This window comes from Pseudomonas boreofloridensis, assembly GCF_030580795.1.
Taxonomy (GTDB): domain Bacteria; phylum Pseudomonadota; class Gammaproteobacteria; order Pseudomonadales; family Pseudomonadaceae; genus Aquipseudomonas; species Aquipseudomonas boreofloridensis.
Genome location: NZ_JAUQOQ010000005.1, coordinates 258240 through 276519 on the forward strand (window position 1 = coordinate 258240; position 18280 = coordinate 276519).

The following is an 18280-nucleotide window of genomic DNA, read 5'->3' on the forward strand; positions in this document are numbered from 1 at the left end:
CCACTGGCTGGCCCCGGGCAATTGGCCTACAGTAGCCGCCGAGCCGATCCTGACTGGAGCTGTGCATGACCCCCGCCCTCGACCTGTTGAAGAACGCGCGCGCCGAACATCGCGTGCTCAGCTACGAACACGACCCAAAGTCCGCGTCCTATGGCCTGGAGGCTGCCGAGAAACTCGGGCTGGATCCGCAGCAGGTGTTCAAGACACTGCTTGCGTGCAGCGAGAAGGGAGAATTGCTGGTTGCGGTGGTGCCGGTGGTCGGCACGCTCGATCTGAAGGCGTTGGCCCATGCCGCCGGGGTGAAAAAGTGCGAGATGGCCGACCCTGCCGCCGCGCAGCGTGCCACCGGCTATTTGGTAGGCGGCATCAGTCCGCTGGGGCAGAAGAAGCGCTTGCGCACCTTCATCGATGCATCAGCGCAGCAGTTCGACAGTATTCATGTCAGTGCCGGACGGCGCGGCCTGGAGGTGGAACTGGCCGCTGCGGTGCTGGCCGAGCATACCAAGGGTGTGTTCGCCAGCATCGGCCGGGGCTGAGACGAGCGTCACAGCCCGGCCGCAGTGATCAATGGGCTGGACTGTGGCGGCGCACGCCGTTGTCCTGCGTGGTGAGGTGCGCGGCTACGCTGCCGGGCACGGCGAACAGCACCAGATGATCGGCCGCTACGGCAATGCCCACGTCCTGACCGATCTGATGATCGACATGACTGGGGAAGATCGCCTCCAGTTGGCTACCGGTCGACAGTTGCAGGCGATAGAGGGTTGAGGCGCCGAGGAAGCTCTTGCCGTGGATGCGCGCGCGCAATGCGCTGTCCGGGGCATGCACGATGTCGTCGGGTCGCAACAGCACGTCCACTGCGCTGCCCGCGGGCATCGCATAGGCACGGTTGCCGCGCAGCTCGCCCAGCTCCGTGGTGACGGCCTCGGGGCTGCTCATTTGCCCACGGATGAAGTAGCCCTGGCCGATGAAGCTGGCGACGAACGGCGTCTGCGGTTCGTGGTACAGGTTGTAGGGCGTGTCCCATTGCTCCAGGCGACCTTCCTTGAACACACCGACATGGTCGCTGACGGCGAAGGCTTCTTCCTGGTCATGGGTGACCAGAATCGCACTGGTGCCGCGGCTCTTGAGAATGTCGTGCACCTCGTGGCTCAGGCGCTTGCGCAGCTCGACGTCGAGGTTGGAAAAGGGCTCGTCGAGCAGCAGCAGTTGCGGCTCCGGCGCCAGCGCGCGGGCCAGCGCGACGCGTTGCTGCTGGCCGCCGGACAGCTCGTGCGGGTAACGCCCGCCCAGGCCGCCGAGCTTGACCAGTTCGAGCATATCTTCGACCACCTGGGCCTGGCGTGGGTGCTTGGCGATGCCGAAGGCGATGTTCTGCGCCACCGTGAGGTGCGGGAACAGCGCGTAATCCTGGAACACCATGCCGATGCGGCGCTTTTCCGGTGCGAGGGTGAAGCCGGCGCGCGAGATGACCTCGCCGGCCAACTGGATCTCGCCGTCATGCACCGGCTCGAAGCCGGCGATGGCGCGCAGGGTGGTGGTCTTGCCGCAACCGGAGGAGCCGAGCAGGCAACCGATGTCGCCGGCGTTCAGGTGCAGGTTGAGGTTCTGGACGATGCGCTGCTCGCCGTAGCCACAGGCGAGGTTGCGCAGGTTGAGCAGCAGGGGTTGACTCATGCGGTGTGGTAAGCCGGTTCTACAAGGAATTCAAGAAGGGCCTTCTGTGCATGCAGGCGGTTCTCGGCCTGGTCCCAGGCGACCGACCGGGGGTCGTCGAGCAGGTCCTGGCTGATTTCCTCGCCACGGTGGGCGGGCAGGCAGTGCATGAACAGGGCATCGGGTGCCGCCAGGTCGAGCAGTTCGCGGGTGACCTGGTAAGGCGCGAAGTGCGCCAGGCGCCTGGCAGTTTCCTCTTCCTGGCCCATGGAAGTCCAGACATCGGTGGTCACCAGATGCGCGCCGCGCACCGCTTGCTGCGGGTCGCGGATGATCTGCACGCGATCGCCGCCCAGCGCCAGGAAGCGCGGATCGGGTTCGTAGCCTTCGGGGCAGGCGATGCGCAGTTGGAAGTCGAACTGGCGGGCGGCTTCGATGTACGAGTTGCACATGTTGAAGCCATCACCGATCCAGGCCACGGTCTTGCCCTGGATCGAGCCGCGGTGCTCGACGAAGGTCTGCATGTCGGCGAGCAGTTGGCAGGGGTGCGATTCATCGGACAAGCCGTTGATCAACGGGACTTTCGAATGGGCGGCGAACTCGGTGAGGGTGCTGTGGGCGTGGGTACGGATCATCACCACATCGACCATGCTCGAGAGCACGATGGCGCTGTCGCCAATCGGTTCGCCACGGCCCAGTTGGGTGTCGCGCGGGGACAGGAATATCGCCTGGCCGCCGAGCTGGATCATGCCGGCTTCGAACGACACCCGCGTACGGGTCGAGGACTTCTCGAAGATCATCCCCAGTACGCGGTTCTTCAGAGGCTCATGGAGCACGCCGCGCTTGCGCAGGCCCTTCAGCTCGATGCCTCGACGGATCACGCCGAGCAGTTCGTCAGCGGTGAAATCCAGCAGGGAGAGAAAGTGCCTGGTGCTCATGAGATGACTACCTTATCTGCAACGTTTTGCAGGCCGGCCGTAGGTTTTTTTTGACAACGGCGGTGACCTGCGGCGTAAGCCGCGCGGGGCGGACGGAATGGGGAAAGGCGCAATACTATAATTAAATGTCGCCTGAAACCAAGAGGTGAAACAGGTCGCCTGTATCAAGGCGTGTCGTGAATCCTTGTGAAGCGACTGTTTTTTATTTTCTACAGGGTTGTACACGGGCCATCGGGGCGTTTGCAAACCCCGTGTCGCGAATCGTGCGCCTGATGACGCTCGATTCACAGCGCTTAGCGCCGTGGCGGCGGGAGGCGCGCGGGCATAGTCTGGGCTCTCCAGAACAACAAGGCAGAGGCGGCCATGACCAAGACCCTGCATTACCGTGCGTGTCATCTGTGCGAAGCCATCTGTGGCCTGGCCATCGAAGTCAGCCACGGACCGGACGGGCTGGCTTCGATCGATTCCATCAAGGGCGACCGCGAAGACCCGTTCAGCCGTGGCCACATCTGCCCCAAGGCCGTGGCCCTGCAGGACATCCAGGACGACCCGGATCGCCTGCGTCAGCCCCATCGGCGGGTCGGCGATCACTGGCAGCCGATCGGCTGGGACGAAGCCTTCGCCCTGGCCGCCGAGCGGCTGTGGCAGATCCAGCAGCATCATGGGCGCAACGCCGTGGCGGTGTACCAGGGCAATCCCAGCGTGCACAACTATGGGCTGATGACCCACAGCAACTACTTTCTCGGCCTGCTCAAGACCCGCAACCGTTTTTCCGCCACTTCGGTCGACCAGTTGCCCCAGCACCTGACCAGCCACCTGATGTACGGCCATGGCCTGCTGCTGCCGATACCGGACATCGACCACACCGACTTCATGCTGATCCTCGGCGGCAACCCGCTGGCCTCCAACGGCAGCATCATGACCGTGCCGGATGTGGAAAAACGCCTGAAAGCGCTGCGTGCCCGCGGTGGTCGTCTGGTGGTGATCGACCCCCGTCGCAGCGAAACGGCGGCGATGGCCGATCAGCACCTGTTCATCCGCCCCGGTGGTGACGCGGCGTTGCTCTGCGGCCTGCTCAACACCCTGTTCAGTGAAGACCTCGCGCGCGGCTCGCACCTGCCGGTGCAAGGGCTGCAACAGGTGCGCGAAGCCATTGCGCCGTTCACGGCCCAGGCCATGAGTGCGCTGTGCGGCATAGAGGCCGAACAGATCCGCCAGCTGGCCCGCGATTTCGCGGCGGCAGAGCGCGCGGTGTGTTACGGGCGCATGGGGGTCTCGACCCAGACCTTCGGCACCCTGTGCCATTGGCTGGTGCAACTGATCAACCTGGTCACCGGCAACCTTGACCGGGTGGGCGGCGCGCTGTGCACCGACCCGGCGGTGGACCTGGTCGCCAGTACCTCGGGCGGCCACTTCGACCAATGGCGCAGCCGCGTTTCCGGCTTGCCGGAGTACGGCGGCGAGCTGCCGGTGGCGGCGCTGGCCGAAGAAATGCTGACGCCTGGCGAAGGCCAAATCAAAGCCTTGGTCACGGTGGCCGGCAATCCGGTGCTGTCCACCCCCAATGGCCGCCAGCTGGACGGCGCCCTGGCGGGGCTGGAATTCATGCTCAGCATCGACCTGTACATCAACGAGACCACGCGCCACGCCGACCTGATCCTGCCGTCCACCTCGGCGCTGGAAAACGACCATTACGACAGCACCTTCAACCTGCTGGCGGTGCGCAATGTCACCCGTTTCAACCGGGCGATCCTGGCCAAGCCGCAGGGCGCACTGCACGACTGGGAGATCTTCGTCGGTCTGGCACGCGCCTTCGCCGAGCGGGCGGACCTGGAACTCAAGCCGACCTTGCCGCCGGCGCAGATGATCGACCTGGCCTTGCGCACAGGACCCCGTGGCGAAGCCTCGCCCTGGAACCTGTCGTTACAGGCGCTGGACGCACATCCCCATGGCCTGGATCTGGGGCCGTTGCAGGCGAACCTCGCCGCGCGTCTGCGCACTCCCGCGCAGGCGGTGCAGGCCGCGCCGCAGGTGCTGCTCGACGACTTGCAACGTCTGGCACGCCAGGTGCCCATGGCGCCTGACCAACTGTTGCTCATCGGCCGGCGTCATGTCCGCAGCAATAATTCCTGGATGCACAACTATCACCGCCTGATCAAAGGCAAGCCGCGCCATCAACTGCTCATGCATCCGCAGGATCTGCAGCAGCGGCAGCTCGAAGATGGCCAGTGGGTACGCGTGCGTTCGCGCACCGGCAGCCTGGAAGTGCAGGTGTTGGCCAGTGACGAGGTGATGCCGGGCGTGGTCAGCCTGCCCCATGGGTGGGGGCACGCACGCCAGGGCGTCCAATTGCAGATCGCCCAGGCGCAGCCGGGGGTGAGTGCCAATGACCTGACCGACGAAACCCTGCGCGATGCACTATCGGGCAACGCCGCGCTCAATGGCGTACCGGTGCAGGTAGAGGCAGCTTGATTCGATCGTGAGCCGAGGGCCATGGCCGAGCACGGCACTCGGCTTTCCGATACAATGCCCGACCGTGCCGACGACCGTGTCGGAAAGTTCAGCCGAGGTGCTCCATGGATATCATCGAAACAATCAAAGAGCAGATTGCCAACAACACCATTCTGCTTTACATGAAAGGCTCGCCGAATGCCCCGCAGTGCGGCTTCTCGGCCCGTGCTTCGCAGGCGGTGATGGGGTGCGGCGAGAAGTTCGCCTACGTCGACATCCTGCAGAATCCGGAAATCCGCGCCAACCTGCCCAAATACGCCAACTGGCCGACCTTCCCGCAACTGTGGGTGGGCGGCGAACTGGTCGGCGGCAGCGACATCGTGCTGGAAATGTTCGAAAAGGGTGAACTGCAGACCCTGATCAAGGACGCGGCCGCCAAGGCCAAGGCCTCCGAGGCCTGATGCGCCTGCGCCAGGGTTGCCCTGCAGCCCTGGCAGCCTGCCGGTCCCGGTCGGTTCAGAAGTAGAACACCACGCCTGTGGTGTACACCGTCGGGTCGAGCACGATATCGGCCTTGACCGGAATGCCCCCCAGCGCAGCGGGCGCATTACCGGTAGCTTGCGCCTCCAGGAAGAACCGCTTCACGTCGAAGAACCAGCCCAGGCGCTCGCTGCTGCGGTATTCGAACCCGGCCTGCAACACCCCGCCATTGACGTCATCCACGTCCAGGTTGCTCACCGCCTTGTCCTTGGAGTCGAGCACCAGCATGTAGGACCACCCCGCGCCCACATAGGGCTGAAAGCGGCCGAACTGGGTGAAGCGGTATTGCGCGGTCAATGCCGCCGGACCGTAGGTGATACTGCCTAGCTTGCCCAGCCCCTGCAGCGAACCGCGCGCCTTGAGTTCTGTGGTGGGCGGATAGCCGATGGTCAGTCCCAACGCCCAGTGTTCGTCGAAGCTGTAGCCGATCTCGGCCGCCACGGTGACGTTGTCCTTCACCTGCGCGCCAGCTCCCGGAATCTCGCCCCCGAGCAAGGGCGCCTTGAGCGTCACGTCGTTCTTGAAGTCGACGAAAGCCGGGCCGGTGCGCAGCCACCAATGGCCTGGCTCGGCCTGGACCGGCGAGGCGGCCAGTGCCACGACCGGCAGTGCCAGCGCGCAGAAACGAAAAGCAGCGTGTGTGGTGTTCATCGTGTGATCGCTCTTGTTGTTGTTCTGGTGTCCCTGATCCCTGCACACAGGGCGCTGGAGCGATGCTAGGCGTTTGCCAAGTGGGTGGATGGGTCCGAACGGACTAATTTGCCGGGCCGATGCCCGTTCGCGCGGCGGGGCGCAGATTAGTCCTAACGAACGGCGCGGCGCCCGCGGCGAGCTCCTAGGCTGTGATGCAACGCGCCACTGCGCATCAAGACACCTGCCGAGCACGCGGGTAATCCGTTCGGGATGAGGAAAACAGCCATGAGCCAAGCCTATATCGTTGCAGCCGTTCGTACCGCAGGAGGCAAGCGCAAAGGCCACCTGTCCGGGTGGCATCCTGCAGACCTCTGCGCCCAGGTGCTCAATGAGCTGGTGGCCCGCGTGGACGTCGATCCGTTGCGCATCGACGACGTCATCGTCGGCTGCGTCAGCCAGATCGGCGAGCAGTCCAACAACATCGCCCGCAATGCCGTCATGTCGTCGGTGCTGCCCGAAAGCGTGCCCGGCACCAGCCTGGACCGGCAGTGCGGCTCGTCCCAGCAGGCGCTGCATTTCGCCGCGCAAGCGGTGATGTCCGGCACCCAGGACATTGTCATCGCCGCCGGCGTGGAAAGCATGACCCGGGTGCCGATGTTCCTGCCCAGCACCCTGGCGCACGAGCACGGCTATGGCCTGTACGTCGGACCGGCGATGCAGGCGCGTTATCCGGGCGTGCGCTTCAGCCAGTTCAGCGGCGCCGAGCAGATGGCCCGCAAGTACCACTTCAGCCGTGACGACCTCGACCGCTTCGCCCTGCGCAGTCATCAGCTGGCAGCGCAGGCGGTTGCGGCCGGGGTGTTCGACAACGAAGTGTTGCCATTGCCGGTGCGTACTGTCGAGGGCGGTGCGCAGGACGCGCTGCATCGCATCGACGAGGGCATCCGTTTCGACGCTACGCTCGAGGGCATCGCCAGCGTCAAGCTGCTGCACGAAGACGGCGTGATCTCCGCCGCCAATGCCAGTCAGGTCTGCGATGGCGCCTCCGGGGTCATGGTGGTCAACGAGCGCGGACTGAAGCTGCTCGGCGTCGAGCCGCTGGCGCGCATTCATCACATGACTGTGCTCGGCCATGACCCGGTGATCATGCTCGAGGCGCCGGTACCGGCCACCCTGCGGGCACTGGAGAAATCTGGGATGCGCATCGACGACATCGACCTGTACGAGGTCAACGAAGCCTTCGCGCCGGTGCCGCTGGCCTGGCTCAAGGCCCTGGATGCCGATCCGGCACGGCTCAACGTGCATGGCGGCGCCATCGCCCTGGGCCATCCGCTGGGGGCTTCCGGCACCAAGCTGATGACCACGTTGATCAACGCCCTGCACCTGCGCGGCAAGCGCTATGGGTTGCAGACCATGTGCGAGGGCGGTGGCATGGCCAACGTCACCATCGTCGAGCGCCTGTGAGGAGCCTGCCATGAAGACGCGAATCACCGAACTGCTGGGTATCGAACTGCCGATCGTCCAGGGTGGCATGCAGTGGGTCGGCCGGGCCGAGATGGCGGCGGCCGTGTCCAATGCCGGTGGCCTGGGCATGCTCACCGGGCTTACCCAGCCGACGCCGGCGGCGCTGCGCGAGGAAATCCAGCGCACCCGCAGGCTGACCGACAAACCCTTCGGCGTGAACCTCACCATCCTGCCTTCGGTGAACCCGCCGCCTTATGCCGAGTACGTCGAAGCCATCATCGACAGCGGGGTCAAGGTGGTGGAGACCGCCGGCAACAGCCCGACGGCCTTCATCGCCCGCTTCAAACAGCATGGCGTGCGCATCCTGCACAAGTGCACCTCGGTGCGCCACGCCCTGTCGGCCGAGCGCAACGGTGTGGACGTGGTGTCCATCGACGGCTTCGAGTGCGCCGGCCACCCCGGCGAGGACGATGTCGGCGGGCTGGTGCTGATTCCGCTGGCAGCGCGGGCGCTGACCATTCCGGTGATCGCCTCGGGCGGCATTGCCGACGGACGCGGTTTGGCCGCAGCGCTGGCCTTGGGCGCCGAGGGCATCAACATGGGTACGCGCTTCTGCGCGACGGTCGAGGCGCCCATCCATCCGGCCATCAAGCAGGCCCTGGTGGGGGCCAGCGAACGGGAAACCAACCTGATTTTCCGCACCCTGCACAACAGCGGACGGGTGCTCAAGACGCCGGTTTCCGACGAGGTGGTCGGTATCGAACGGCGTCCTGGCGGCTGTGAATTCAAGGACATCCAGCACCTGGTCGCCGGCCACAAAGGCCGCACCGCCCTGGAAACCGGCGACCTGCAGGCCGGGTTGGTGTGGGCCGGGCAGGTGGTCGGGCTGATCGACGACATCCCGACCTGTGCGCAATTACTGCAACGCATGGTCGAGGAATGTCGGCAGAGCCTGCGCCTGGCCACGAGCTATCAGGTCAGTGAGGAGTACGCCCATGTACCGGGGTAAAACGCTCGCGGTGCACGCACTGGACGGCGGCTTGGTCGAGTTGTGCTTCGACCGCCAGGATGAGGCCGTGAACAAGCTGGACAAGCTCACCGTGCGCGAGCTGGGTGACGCCTTGGCCCTCATCGCCGCTGCCGAGCAGGTGCGTGGGTTGTTGCTCAGCAGTGCCAAGGACGCGTTCGTGGTCGGTGCCGACATCACCGAGTTCGCCCAATTGTTCGCCCTCGACGCCGAAGCGATCTGCGCCGACGTCGGCCATTCCAACCAGACGTTCCTGGCACTGCAGAATCTCCCGCTACCGACGCTGTCGCTGATCAATGGCTATGCCCTCGGCGGCGGCCTGGAGTTGGCGCTGTGCACCGACCTGCGGGTGCAGGCGAGCACCGCTGCCATTGGCTTGCCGGAAGTCAAGCTTGGTCTGATTCCAGGCTTCGGTGGCACGGTGCGCCTGCCACGGCTTGCGGGCATGGCGACCACGGTGCACTGGATCACCTCCGGGTGCTCGGTCGGGGCTCACGCGGCACGGGAGGCGGGTGTGGTCGATGCCACGGCCGAGCCTGCGCATCTGCGTGACACCGGGCTGGAGCTGCTGCGTCGCGCCGTCGATGGCGCGCTCGACTGGCGTACGCTGCGCCAGCGCAGGCAAGGCCCGGTGGCTGGCGATACGTCGCTCATCTCGGCGACGCTCGAGAGGCTACGCGCGCGCGCCGGCAGCGAGCACCAGCCGGCGGCAATCCTCGCCCTGCAACTGTTGCAGACGGCCGCGCCGCTGGACGCCGAGCAGGCGTTGAAGCACGAGACACGCACCTTCGCCCGTGTGGCCCTGACGCAAGCGGCGGCAAGCCTGGTGCAAGCCTTTCTCAATGGCCAGGCCCTGAAGAAGCAGATCCGCGAATGGCGCGCCGGGGGTCGCCCGGTGACGCGCTGCGCGGTGCTGGGTGCCGGCATCATGGGCGGCGGCATCGCCTACGGTACGGCGCTGGCCGGCCTCGAGGTGAAGCTCAAGGACGTGCAACTGCCGGCGTTGCAGACGGCCATGGCCGAGGTGCGTCGGTTGCTCGACAAGCGCGTGGTCGCGGGGCAGTTGGATCCGGCCGGGGCGGCGTCGATCACGGCGCGGATCACCCCGCTACTGGCCTATGAAGGTTTTGATCAGGTGCAGTTGGCGATCGAGGCCGTCACCGAGCGCCTGGACGTCAAGCGCAGCGTGCTGGCCGCGCTGGAGCAACAGGTGGCCGCAGACACGGTGATCGCCAGCAACACCTCGTCCCTATGCCTGAGCGCACTGGCCGACGTGCTGCAGCACCCGCAACGGCTGGTCGGCCTGCATTTCTTCAACCCTGTGCCACAGATGCCGCTGGTGGAAGTGGTGCGTGGCACGCAGAGCGACGCGACCAGTCTGGCGACAGCGGTGCAGTACGTGCTGGCGCTGGGCAAGACCCCCATCGTGGTCAGCGACTGCCCGGGCTTTCTGGTCAATCGCCTGCTCACGCCCTACATCCTCGCCTTCTTGAGCGTGCTGGAGGCAGGGATGGACTTCGTGCAGATCGACCAGGCCATGGAGCGTTTCGGCTGGCCGATGGGGCCGGCTTATCTGAACGATGTGGTCGGCCTGGACACAGCGGCGCATGTGTTTCGCACCATCGGCGCGGCCTATCCCCAGCGCATGGACGCCCACCTCAGCGAGCACCTGGATGCGCTGGTCGCCGCTGGCCGGTTGGGGCACAAGAACGGCGTCGGGTTTTATTGCCATACGCCGCACGCCAGTGACCGCGCCCAGCGCGCGCCGAGCGCCGACCTGTATGAGGTGCTGGGCCTGCCAGCGCCCCGCCTCACGGTTAGCGACGAACGGATCGTGCGTCAGTTGATGTTGCCGTTGCTGCTGGAAGCCGTGCAATGCCTGGATGAGGGCGTGGTGGAAAGCCCCGCGCAGTTGGATACCGCCGTCACCCTGGGGCTGGGTTTCCCGCGCCACCTCGGCGGGCCGCTGAAATACATCGACTGGCTGGGGCCACGGCAGGTGGCCGAGTGGGCACGCGACGCCGGTCTGGCCATCCCGGCCGGGCTACAGCGTCTCTGCGAGCTGGACGGTCGATTCTTCTGAACGTGATCGGCTGCGGCCGACAAGGAGCGAACATGCACATTCAAGACAAGGTTTTCCTGGTGACCGGCGCCGCCTCCGGACTCGGTGCCGCCACTGCCGAGCACTTGATCGGTGCCGGTGCCCGGGTGGTGCTGGCGGACATGAACAGCGAGCGCGGTGCGGCCCTGGCCGACCGCCTCGGCGAGCGTAGCGCTTTCATTCGCGTCGACGTGACCTGCGAAGATGATGTGCAGGCAGCGATCCGCCTGGCCGACGAGCGCTTCGCCGGTTTGCACGGGGCGATCAGTTGCGCAGGTATCGGCAATCCGGAAAAAGTGCTGGGCAAGGAACGGCCGCATCGTTTGGACAGTTTTCGCAAGGTGCTGGAGGTCAACCTGATCGGCACTTTCAACGTGATACGACTGGCGGCCGATTACATGAGCCGCAATCCGCCAAGCCCGGAGGGCGAGCGTGGCGTACTGATCAACACCGCCTCGATCGCCGCCTTCGAAGGCCAGATCGGCCAAGCGGCCTACGCTGCATCCAAGGGTGGCGTGGTCAGCCTGACGCTGCCGGTCGCCCGTGAACTGGCGCGTAGCGGCATCCGTGTCTGCACCATCGCCCCCGGCCTGTTCGCCACGCCCATTCTCGACATGCTGCCGGAGCCCGCGCGCCAGGCGCTGGGCGACCAGGTGCCGTTTCCTGCGCGGCTGGGCCAGCCCGAGGAGTTCGCGCAACTGGCCCGGCACATCATCGAAAACGTCATGCTCAATGGCGAGACCATTCGCCTGGATGGCGCGCTGCGCATGGCTCCCCGCTAACGCCGCTGAGCCACTGACCGCCGGCCCCAAGGGGCCGGTTGTCGTTTGCGCAGCCGCTCAGCAGCGGCTTACAGCCAGCCTTGGCGGCGGGCGATGGCCACCGCCTGGGTACGGGAGTGGGCATCGAGCTTGGCATGGATGCGCCGCAGGTGCGCCTTGATGGTGGTTTCGGAAAGAAAGATGCGCTCGGCGATCTCACGGTTGCGCAGGCCTTCTGCGATGTAATGCAGCACTTGCAGTTCGCGCTTGCTCAACGGCTCGATCAGACGCTCGCTCGGCGCCGATGGCGACGCCGCAGGCGAGTTCGGCGCTTCACCGATGTGGCGAATCAGGTGCTCGACGAAACCGCGATTGACGCCTTCGGGCAGCGCTGCCTGTCGATGCCGGCAGTGCCACAGGCGCAGCACGGCGAACAGCGGCTCGCCTTCGTCGAGAAAACTGCGCACGAAACCCTCGTCGCTGGCGATCTTCAGCGCCTCGGTGAGCCTCTGCAGCGCCGCTTGGCGTTTGTCCTGGGCCTGCAGGGCCATGGCCAGCAACAGGGTCAGCTTCAGGCAACGGCGCAGGCGCAGGTGCTGACGGGCCTGCTGGCAGGCGTCGCGCAGGCACGGTTCGGCCTCGTCTGCGCGGCCGGTGAGGATCGCCAGGCGCCAACGCATCAGTTGCGGCGTCTCGATGTCCTGGGCTGGCAGGGTGTAGCCGGCCAGGGCCTGCCACAGCGGCATGGCCTCGACCTCGCGCACGATCCGCTCGCTCAGGTACAGATCGCCTTGCAGGCAATGCAGCCGTGCCTGTTCCAGACGTGCGCTGGCGCGCACCCTAGGCAGGTTCAAGTCCAGGCCGATGTTTTCCAGTTCGGTGAGATGGCGCAGCGCCGTTTCCCGGTCGTCGTCGCAGGTGGCCAGGCGTGAAAGCAGCAGGTAAGACAGGATCAGCGCATCGACATGACCGTTGTGCCGGGCGTAGGGCAGGCACTCGCCAATCAGGCGCCGCGCCGGGTCGAGACGGTTCATCTCGTAAAGCACTTCGGCCAGCGGCACGCCGATCATCGCCCGCCCGCCTGGGGCGCCCTGGCGACCGTCGCGCCACGAGGCCCGGTAGCTGGTCTGCAGGCGGACCTGGGCTTGCAGCAGGCGCCCCTGAAGCAGGTCGATACAGCCCTCGTTGTAGTCGTTGATGGCCCGGATGAAGGTCTGGCTGATCTGCCGTTGTTCGTTGATGACCTGGTTGGTCAGGTCGCGCGCCTGCTCGTAGCGATTGGCGGCGATCAGGTGATGGCAGAGGATGCTCACCAGGATCCCGTGTTGCAGCGGTGCGTCGGTGGGCACGTGCGGCAGGTGCGCGCTGCAGGCCTGGAAGCAGGCATCGACCTGATCGCTCAGCGCCAGAACCAGGCATTCCAACGTGCGCGCCTGCACGGCGCCGTCCGGCCCCTGGCGTTTGATCGCCTCGATGTGCGGCAATGCCTGCGCGTAGCGCCGATTGAGAATCAGGGCCCAGGCCAGGGCTTGGCGCAGGCGTGGATGAGGGACCAGCCACTGCGGCGCAATCTGGTCGAACCAGTGCAGCAGGCGGCGTACCCGACCCGCCTCGAGCAGGCTCTGCGAATGCACCTCCAGCAGGGCCAGGGCCGCTGCGGTGTCGTCCGCCAGCAGCCAGTGATCGATGGCGCGGATGGGGCGATCTTGCTGCAAATACCACTGCGCGGCCCTGCGGTGCAGGTGTTGGTAGCGATCAGCGCCACGCCGCACCGCCTGGTTGCGCAGGTAACTGACGAACAGACTGTGGTAACGGTAGTCGCTGCCCTGGCTGTCCAGCGGCACCAGGAACAGGTTGTCGCGCAGCAGCCGGTCAAGCATGGCCTGGCTGTCATGGCGTTGCAGCAGCCAGTCGCAGGCGGCGGCGTCGAAGCGATCAAACACGCTGCTGGCCAGCAGGAATTCCTGCACCGATGGCTCCAGGCGGTGCAGGATGTCCTCGGTCAGATAGTGGGCCAGATCGCAGTGGCTGCCGGAGAAATGCGCCAGCAGCGCTGCGGGGTCGTTGTGGCACGGCAGCGACAGGGTCAGCAGTTGGATGGCGGCGACCCAGCCTTCGCTGCGGGCATGCAGCAGTTGGATGTCCTGCTCGCTGAGCGTTCGGGCCAGTCGGGCGTGAAGCAGGCGCGTGGTTTCTTCAAGGCTCAGGCACAGGTGTTCGCGGCCGATTTCAAGCAATTGCCCATGGGCGCGCAAGGTGGCCAGGCGCAGCGGCGGGATGCGCCGGGTGCTGACCACCAGCTCGCCTTGGGCGGGCAGGTATTCGAGCATCTGTTGCAGCAGTGCCAGTACATCCGGGGAGTCGAGCACTTCGAGCTCGTCGAGAAACAGCGAGAACGGCTCCTGGCACAGCGCCAGTTGCTCGATCAGCCCGGCAGTGCGTGTACCGCTCTGGCGGTGGCTACCCCACCCGGCTTGCAGGTGGCGCACGAAACGCTCCAGGTCGTTGTCGGCGCTGTCCAGGCTCAGCCACAGGGTACGCCGCTTGTCGCGCGCGCAGGCTTCGAAGTATTGCAGCAGCAGGGTGGTCTTGCCGAATCCGGCCGGTGCATGCACCAGTACCAGTTTGCGCGGTGCGCGATGGGCGAGGCGTTCGAGCAGGTCGAGCCGTGGCTCCTGCTGGTCGGGCCGCGGTGGCGCACGCAGCTTGGACAAGATCAAGGGTGCGCCGGGCAGGGGGGCGGGGTGGTTCATCAGCGACTCCTCATCCCCGCAGCCGACCGGGCCGCAGGGACGCTGGTGGCGTTGGACCGGGCTGCACGCGTGCGATGCCGTCGCAGGCCGGGCCAACTGTCAGATTGGGTCGAAATCGACCTTGGTCGCGCCGCAGTCGGGGCACATCCAGTCATCGGGTACCTCGCTGAGCGGCGTACCGGGCGCGATGCCGTCGGCGGGCAGTCCAACGGCCTCGTCGTAGATGAACGAGCAGTAGCGGCATTGCCAGCGCTTCATGCGGCATCCCCCCGGTCGTGGGGCTGTCCATCGACTGGCTGCAGGCCGAAGGTCTTGACCACCAGGGGCGAGTTGGCCATGTGCTCGGCGTGCTTGAGCTCCCACAGTTTGATCATGTTGTAGAACGGCGCGGTGGGGTACAGGTGATGCATCAGGTGGTAGTTCTGGTAGGCCAACAATGGCGTCAGCAGCCATTCGGCGCCGGGGCGGATGTTCGAGGCGCGGTACTCGTTCTGCTTGGCGGTGGTCTGGAACGGTTCATGGGGCAGGTAGACGAAGGCCATGACGAACAGGAACGAGCTGATGCGCGTCGGGAGAATCCACAGCATCAGCGCTTCCAGGCCGTAGCCTGCGACGGTCAGGCCGACCAGTGCGGCGATGATCACGGCGAAGTGGATGAGCAGGCGTGGCAGCAGCTTCTTGCGCATGGCCGCCGGGGCGCGCATGAAGAAATACTGGGTGTAGAAATAGTCGAAGTTGCTCCAGCGCAAGGGGAACAGCCAGTCCATCTTGTGCCCGAAATGATCCGGGTCCTGGCTGAGGTCGTTGGTGAAACGGTGGTGTTGCATGTGGATGAAGCGGGCAACGTTGAACGGCGCGATGGGCCCGAAGAAGATCATGCCGATGTGGCCGGGCAGTTCGTTGATCCACTTGATGCGGGAAATGGCGCCATGGGAGGCGTCGTGCACGCAGCTGAACAGCAGGTAGATGGTCACGCCGTTGATCACGGTACCGACCCACAAGGGCATGTTGCCCTTGACGGCGTGGTAGTCCACCAGGCCCAGCACGCCGAGTGCGGCGAAGAATAGCAGCAAGGTGGGCCAGGCCAGCAGCGGCGCGGTCATCAAGTTGCGCAAGGGATTATCCGTCTGGGTCGCGGTGCTCATGCTGCCTCCACGGCGAATGCCGATGTTGTTGTTGTGGCTTCACTGTGGCACTGGCGATGGCTGTCGAGACTAGGAAAAAGTCTGGTTTGCCGATGGGCAGAGGATGCCGCCGTGCGTGCGCATGGCGGGGACGCTCAATGCGGGCGGCTGAGCAACTGCAACTGGTGGGCGGCGACCAGCGCACCGGAGCGGTTCTTCACGCCGAGCTTGCCGTAGATGTTGTAGACATGCCATTTGACCGTGGCCAGGGAGATGAACACCTGGTCGGCGATCTGCTGGTAGGTCATGCCCGAGTCGAGCAGCGCCAGCAGTTCCAGTTCGCGTCGCGACAAGGGCTCGGGAAGGGCGGCGGGGCTTTTCGGCTGACTGGGCAGTGCCAGCGCCTGGCACAGACGCTCGAACAGCGCCTCGGCACTGGGCGACAGCGGTACGGAGGCCGCGGTGCTGCGCAGCTTGCGTAGCAGCGGTTCGCAAAAGCGGCGCAGGTCCAGAAAGACCCTGTACAGGCCGTGCTCGCTGGCCAGCGACAGCGCGCGGCATAGCGTCTGCAGCGCTTGGCCGCAGTCCTGTGTGCGCTCCAGTTGTGCGCTGCGCACGATCAGCACACGGCAATGCAGCGGTGGTTGGCACTGCACGGCCGGCATGCTCAATAGCGCGAGGCACTGCTGGCCAGCCTTGTGCAGGTCTTCCCGCGCACAACTGAGCAGCAGCTCGATGTAACCCTGATTGACGCACGGCACCTGACGCGTGTCGTGGTGCTCGGGCTGCTCCTGCAACAGTTCGAGCGCTTGCGCGGCCACCAGTGCCTCGCGGGTACGGCCGTGGTCCAGCAGCAACTCGATGCGCGTCTGCTGCACCAGGGTTTCCAGGCGCGGCGGATAGACCGCCGTGATGCTCTGCGCCTCATCGAGCACCTGCAGCGCTTCGCCAATGCCCGCCCGTGCTGCCAGACGGGCACGCACGGCAATGCCCGAAATCGCGGTCTCGATCAGGCCGTGACTGCCGATGTGCCGGTAGCCGATGTCCAGGTAGTCGCTGGCCACACCCAGTTCGTCGCGTTCATGGGCGATACGCGCCAGGAGCAGGGCACAGGTCGAGAGGATCGCCGAATGCTCGCCGATCTGCCCGGCGGCACTGAAGAACTGCTCTTCGAGTAGCAGCCGGGCATGCTGGTGGTCACCGAACTCCAGTTGGTAGAGCGCATTGAGCAGGTTGACCCAGATCTTGCCGTAGACGCTGCCTGAGCGTTGGATCGCCGACACTGCCCGCAGGCTGGCGGCGGTAGCGCCAAGGCAGTCGGCTTCGAGCTTGCAGGCGAGCAGGCGGGCACTGGCGATCACGGCGATGTCGAAGGCGTCTGCGTCGGCGTGGCGCGTCAGCCAGTCGAGCGACCGCTGGGCGACGCCGTCGGTGGTGTCTTCGAACACCGCCAGCACTGTGTCGAGCAGGTCCAGCTTCGACTCGTGCGCACGGCGCACCTGGGGCGTCAGCTCGGCGTCCTGCTGCAGCGCCGCCCGCAATTGCCGCACGCGCTCGTGCGCTTGCGGCCAGCAATAGGAGAATGCCAGCGACCAGGTGGACCAGTAGACCAGTTCGTTCCAGCCGGACAGGCTGCTCACCGGCATGTCAAGGGTCCACTCCACCAGGGTCGGCAGTTCCCCCAGGTTGCGCACCAGAATCTCGCTGGTACGGCTGATCACCAGGCGAGCGATGCGCGGCTGGGCACTGGCCCTGGCGTAGTCCGCCGCGCGCCGATACAGTTGCTGGCGCAGCGCGGCGCGGGTGGCGCGGATCAACAGTCGACGGGTGTGCCCCGGTTCTGCGTTGCGTTCGAGCAGCACGGCGCGCAACAGCGGATGCAGTCGGTAGTCGTCGAGGTTGCGGTCGGTGGGCTCGATGAAGGCGCGCATGCGGTACAGCGCTTGTAGCTGCGCCTGGCTGTCACGGCGTTGCAACACCTCATCGCACAGGGCGACACCGGCACTGCCCAGCACGGCGAAGTCAGCCAGAAATTGCTGCTGCGCCGGGGTCAGGCGCGACAACACCTGCTCTTCGAAGAAATCGCGCAGGTAGCGGTCACGGGCGCCGAAGCCGGCCAGTTCGGCGGAGCGCCGGACATCCTGGGCCAGCGTGCGGCACAGCCCGACGGCCAGCGGCCAGCCTTCGCTCAACTGGTGCAGGTGGGTGCGCTGGCGAGCGGGCAGTTGGCCGAGCAGCAGCGCGCTTTCGTCGGCGCTGAATGCCAACTCGGCGCTGCCGAGCCAGTGCACTTGGCCGCGCCCTTCGAGCCAGGACAGTTTCACCGCTGGGTGCTCGCGGCTGGCCAGGGCGATGTGCAGGCGAGGCTGGGGGAGTGCCAGCAGGCGCTCGAGCAGGGCATCGTTGGTCGGGTTTTGCAGCTGTTCGTAGCCATCGAGGAACACGACCCAGTGGCCCTTGAGTTCGGTGAAGTGCTGCAGCAGGGCCTCGGGCGTGGCGTGAACGCCCGGCAACTGAGCGCAGAGCGCCTGCAGCAAGGCGTGTGCGCTCGAGGCGTCGGTGTGTTCGGGCGAAACCCACAGGCCATGGGCCGACGTCTGCCGCACGTGCTGCATGCAGTAGGCCATGGCCACGCTCTTGCCGTAGCCGCCAGGGGCGCACAGCAAGGTCAGGCGCTGCGACACCAGCGAATCGAGCAATCGCGGGTAGAGATGGCGCGGGATGAAGCCCGCAGGCGGGTAATCCTGAGGCAGCGAGCACGTCTTCATCGTTGTTGTTCTTTTCGAAGTTGGAGGGGTGGTCAAGGCTCTCGGTTTGGGTGGGTCCACGCGCGTC

14 protein-coding genes are annotated in these 18280 nt (G+C 65.8%); 7 read left to right on the top strand and 7 right to left on the bottom strand.

Annotation, left to right across the window (positions count from 1 at the left end; all coding sequences use genetic code 11):
- The first annotated feature begins 65 nt into the window (after nucleotides 1–65).
- Nucleotides 66–536, top strand: a complete 471-nt coding sequence (gene ybaK / locus Q6A47_RS08665; RefSeq protein ID WP_039575937.1) for a Cys-tRNA(Pro) deacylase — start codon at nucleotides 66–68, stop codon at nucleotides 534–536.
- A gap of 28 nt (nucleotides 537–564) precedes the next feature.
- Here ybaK and Q6A47_RS08670 read toward each other — a convergent pair whose 3' ends face one another.
- Both Q6A47_RS08670 and argF read right to left on the bottom strand, forming a co-directional pair.
- The gene (locus Q6A47_RS08670) at nucleotides 565–1674 is read right to left on the bottom strand and encodes an ABC transporter ATP-binding protein (RefSeq protein WP_304483990.1); all 1110 of its coding nucleotides are present in this window, start codon (nucleotides 1672–1674) and stop codon (nucleotides 565–567) included.
- On the bottom strand, nucleotides 1671–2591 hold the full coding sequence (gene argF, locus Q6A47_RS08675) for an ornithine carbamoyltransferase (protein WP_029613239.1): 921 nt from the start codon (nucleotides 2589–2591) through the stop codon (nucleotides 1671–1673). The genes Q6A47_RS08670 and argF overlap by 4 nt, the downstream gene beginning before the upstream one ends.
- Before the next feature lie 363 nt (nucleotides 2592–2954).
- Here argF and Q6A47_RS08680 point away from each other — a divergent pair, with 363 nt between their 5' ends.
- Together Q6A47_RS08680 and grxD are read left to right on the top strand one after the other, a co-directional pair.
- Nucleotides 2955–5063, top strand: coding sequence for a molybdopterin oxidoreductase family protein (locus tag Q6A47_RS08680; RefSeq protein WP_304483991.1), 2109 nt, complete (start codon nucleotides 2955–2957; stop codon nucleotides 5061–5063).
- Nucleotides 5064–5167: 104 nt separating this feature from the next.
- Nucleotides 5168–5503, top strand: coding sequence for a Grx4 family monothiol glutaredoxin (grxD, locus tag Q6A47_RS08685; protein ID WP_039575941.1), 336 nt, complete (start codon nucleotides 5168–5170; stop codon nucleotides 5501–5503).
- Nucleotides 5504–5558: 55 nt separating this feature from the next.
- Here the strand turns inward: grxD and Q6A47_RS08690 are convergent, their stop codons facing one another.
- Complete coding sequence (locus Q6A47_RS08690; RefSeq protein ID WP_304483994.1) at nucleotides 5559–6233, bottom strand: OmpW/AlkL family protein; 675 nt, start codon at nucleotides 6231–6233, stop codon at nucleotides 5559–5561.
- A 267-nt stretch (nucleotides 6234–6500) separates the two neighbouring features.
- On the opposite strand from Q6A47_RS08690, the gene Q6A47_RS08695 reads away from it, so the two are divergent.
- From Q6A47_RS08695 to Q6A47_RS08710, 4 genes are read left to right on the top strand one after another with little or no spacing between them, the layout of a single operon-like run.
- Nucleotides 6501–7679 (top strand): acetyl-CoA C-acetyltransferase, encoded by a 1179-nt coding sequence (locus tag Q6A47_RS08695; protein WP_295481333.1) that lies wholly within the window; start codon nucleotides 6501–6503, stop codon nucleotides 7677–7679.
- A gap of 10 nt (nucleotides 7680–7689) precedes the next feature.
- Nucleotides 7690–8688, top strand: a complete 999-nt coding sequence (locus Q6A47_RS08700) for an NAD(P)H-dependent flavin oxidoreductase (RefSeq protein ID WP_295481334.1) — start codon at nucleotides 7690–7692, stop codon at nucleotides 8686–8688.
- Nucleotides 8675–10789: a 3-hydroxyacyl-CoA dehydrogenase NAD-binding domain-containing protein gene (locus Q6A47_RS08705; protein WP_304483997.1), complete on the top strand. Its 2115-nt coding sequence runs from the start codon at nucleotides 8675–8677 to the stop codon at nucleotides 10787–10789. Before Q6A47_RS08700 ends, Q6A47_RS08705 begins: the two co-directional genes overlap by 14 nt.
- 32 nt (nucleotides 10790–10821) lie before the next feature.
- Nucleotides 10822–11589 (top strand): 3-hydroxyacyl-CoA dehydrogenase, encoded by a 768-nt coding sequence (locus Q6A47_RS08710; protein WP_304483998.1) that lies wholly within the window; start codon nucleotides 10822–10824, stop codon nucleotides 11587–11589.
- A gap of 68 nt (nucleotides 11590–11657) precedes the next feature.
- On the opposite strand, the gene Q6A47_RS08715 is transcribed toward Q6A47_RS08710, so the two are convergent.
- From Q6A47_RS08715 to Q6A47_RS08730, 4 genes are all read right to left on the bottom strand, one after another.
- A complete protein-coding gene (locus Q6A47_RS08715) occupies nucleotides 11658–14321 on the bottom strand; it encodes a winged helix-turn-helix domain-containing protein (RefSeq protein ID WP_304483999.1) in 2664 nt (887 codons plus the stop codon).
- A 99-nt stretch (nucleotides 14322–14420) separates the two neighbouring features.
- Nucleotides 14421–14579 (bottom strand): rubredoxin, encoded by a 159-nt coding sequence (locus Q6A47_RS08720; protein WP_304484000.1) that lies wholly within the window; start codon nucleotides 14577–14579, stop codon nucleotides 14421–14423.
- Nucleotides 14576–15466 carry a fatty acid desaturase gene (locus Q6A47_RS08725; protein WP_304484001.1) on the bottom strand — a complete coding sequence of 297 codons (891 nt, stop codon included), beginning with the start codon at nucleotides 15464–15466 and terminating at the stop codon, nucleotides 14576–14578. Before Q6A47_RS08725 ends, Q6A47_RS08720 begins: the two co-directional genes overlap by 4 nt.
- Nucleotides 15467–15600: 134 nt before the next feature.
- Entirely contained in the window at nucleotides 15601–18213 is a 2613-nt protein-coding gene (locus tag Q6A47_RS08730) for a winged helix-turn-helix domain-containing protein (RefSeq protein ID WP_304484002.1), read from the bottom strand.
- Between the last annotated feature and the right edge of the window lie 67 nt (nucleotides 18214–18280).

Excerpts from the sequence above, each read along its gene's own strand:
- ybaK (WP_039575937.1), top strand. The coding sequence starts at position 66 with ATGACCCCCGCCCTCGACCTGTTGAAGAACGCGCGCGCCGAACATCGC.
- Q6A47_RS08670 (WP_304483990.1), bottom strand. The coding sequence starts at position 1,674 with ATGAGTCAACCCCTGCTGCTCAACCTGCGCAACCTCGCCTGTGGCTAC.
- argF (WP_029613239.1), bottom strand. The coding sequence starts at position 2,591 with ATGAGCACCAGGCACTTTCTCTCCCTGCTGGATTTCACCGCTGACGAA.
- Q6A47_RS08680 (WP_304483991.1), top strand. The coding sequence starts at position 2,955 with ATGACCAAGACCCTGCATTACCGTGCGTGTCATCTGTGCGAAGCCATC.
- grxD (WP_039575941.1), top strand. The coding sequence starts at position 5,168 with ATGGATATCATCGAAACAATCAAAGAGCAGATTGCCAACAACACCATT.
- Q6A47_RS08690 (WP_304483994.1), bottom strand. The coding sequence starts at position 6,233 with ATGAACACCACACACGCTGCTTTTCGTTTCTGCGCGCTGGCACTGCCG.
- Q6A47_RS08695 (WP_295481333.1), top strand. The coding sequence starts at position 6,501 with ATGAGCCAAGCCTATATCGTTGCAGCCGTTCGTACCGCAGGAGGCAAG.
- Q6A47_RS08700 (WP_295481334.1), top strand. The coding sequence starts at position 7,690 with ATGAAGACGCGAATCACCGAACTGCTGGGTATCGAACTGCCGATCGTC.
- Q6A47_RS08705 (WP_304483997.1), top strand. The coding sequence starts at position 8,675 with ATGTACCGGGGTAAAACGCTCGCGGTGCACGCACTGGACGGCGGCTTG.
- Q6A47_RS08710 (WP_304483998.1), top strand. The coding sequence starts at position 10,822 with ATGCACATTCAAGACAAGGTTTTCCTGGTGACCGGCGCCGCCTCCGGA.
- Q6A47_RS08715 (WP_304483999.1), bottom strand. The coding sequence starts at position 14,321 with ATGAACCACCCCGCCCCCCTGCCCGGCGCACCCTTGATCTTGTCCAAG.
- Q6A47_RS08720 (WP_304484000.1), bottom strand. The coding sequence starts at position 14,579 with ATGAAGCGCTGGCAATGCCGCTACTGCTCGTTCATCTACGACGAGGCC.
- Q6A47_RS08725 (WP_304484001.1), bottom strand. The coding sequence starts at position 15,466 with ATGAGCACCGCGACCCAGACGGATAATCCCTTGCGCAACTTGATGACC.
- Q6A47_RS08730 (WP_304484002.1), bottom strand. The coding sequence starts at position 18,213 with ATGAAGACGTGCTCGCTGCCTCAGGATTACCCGCCTGCGGGCTTCATC.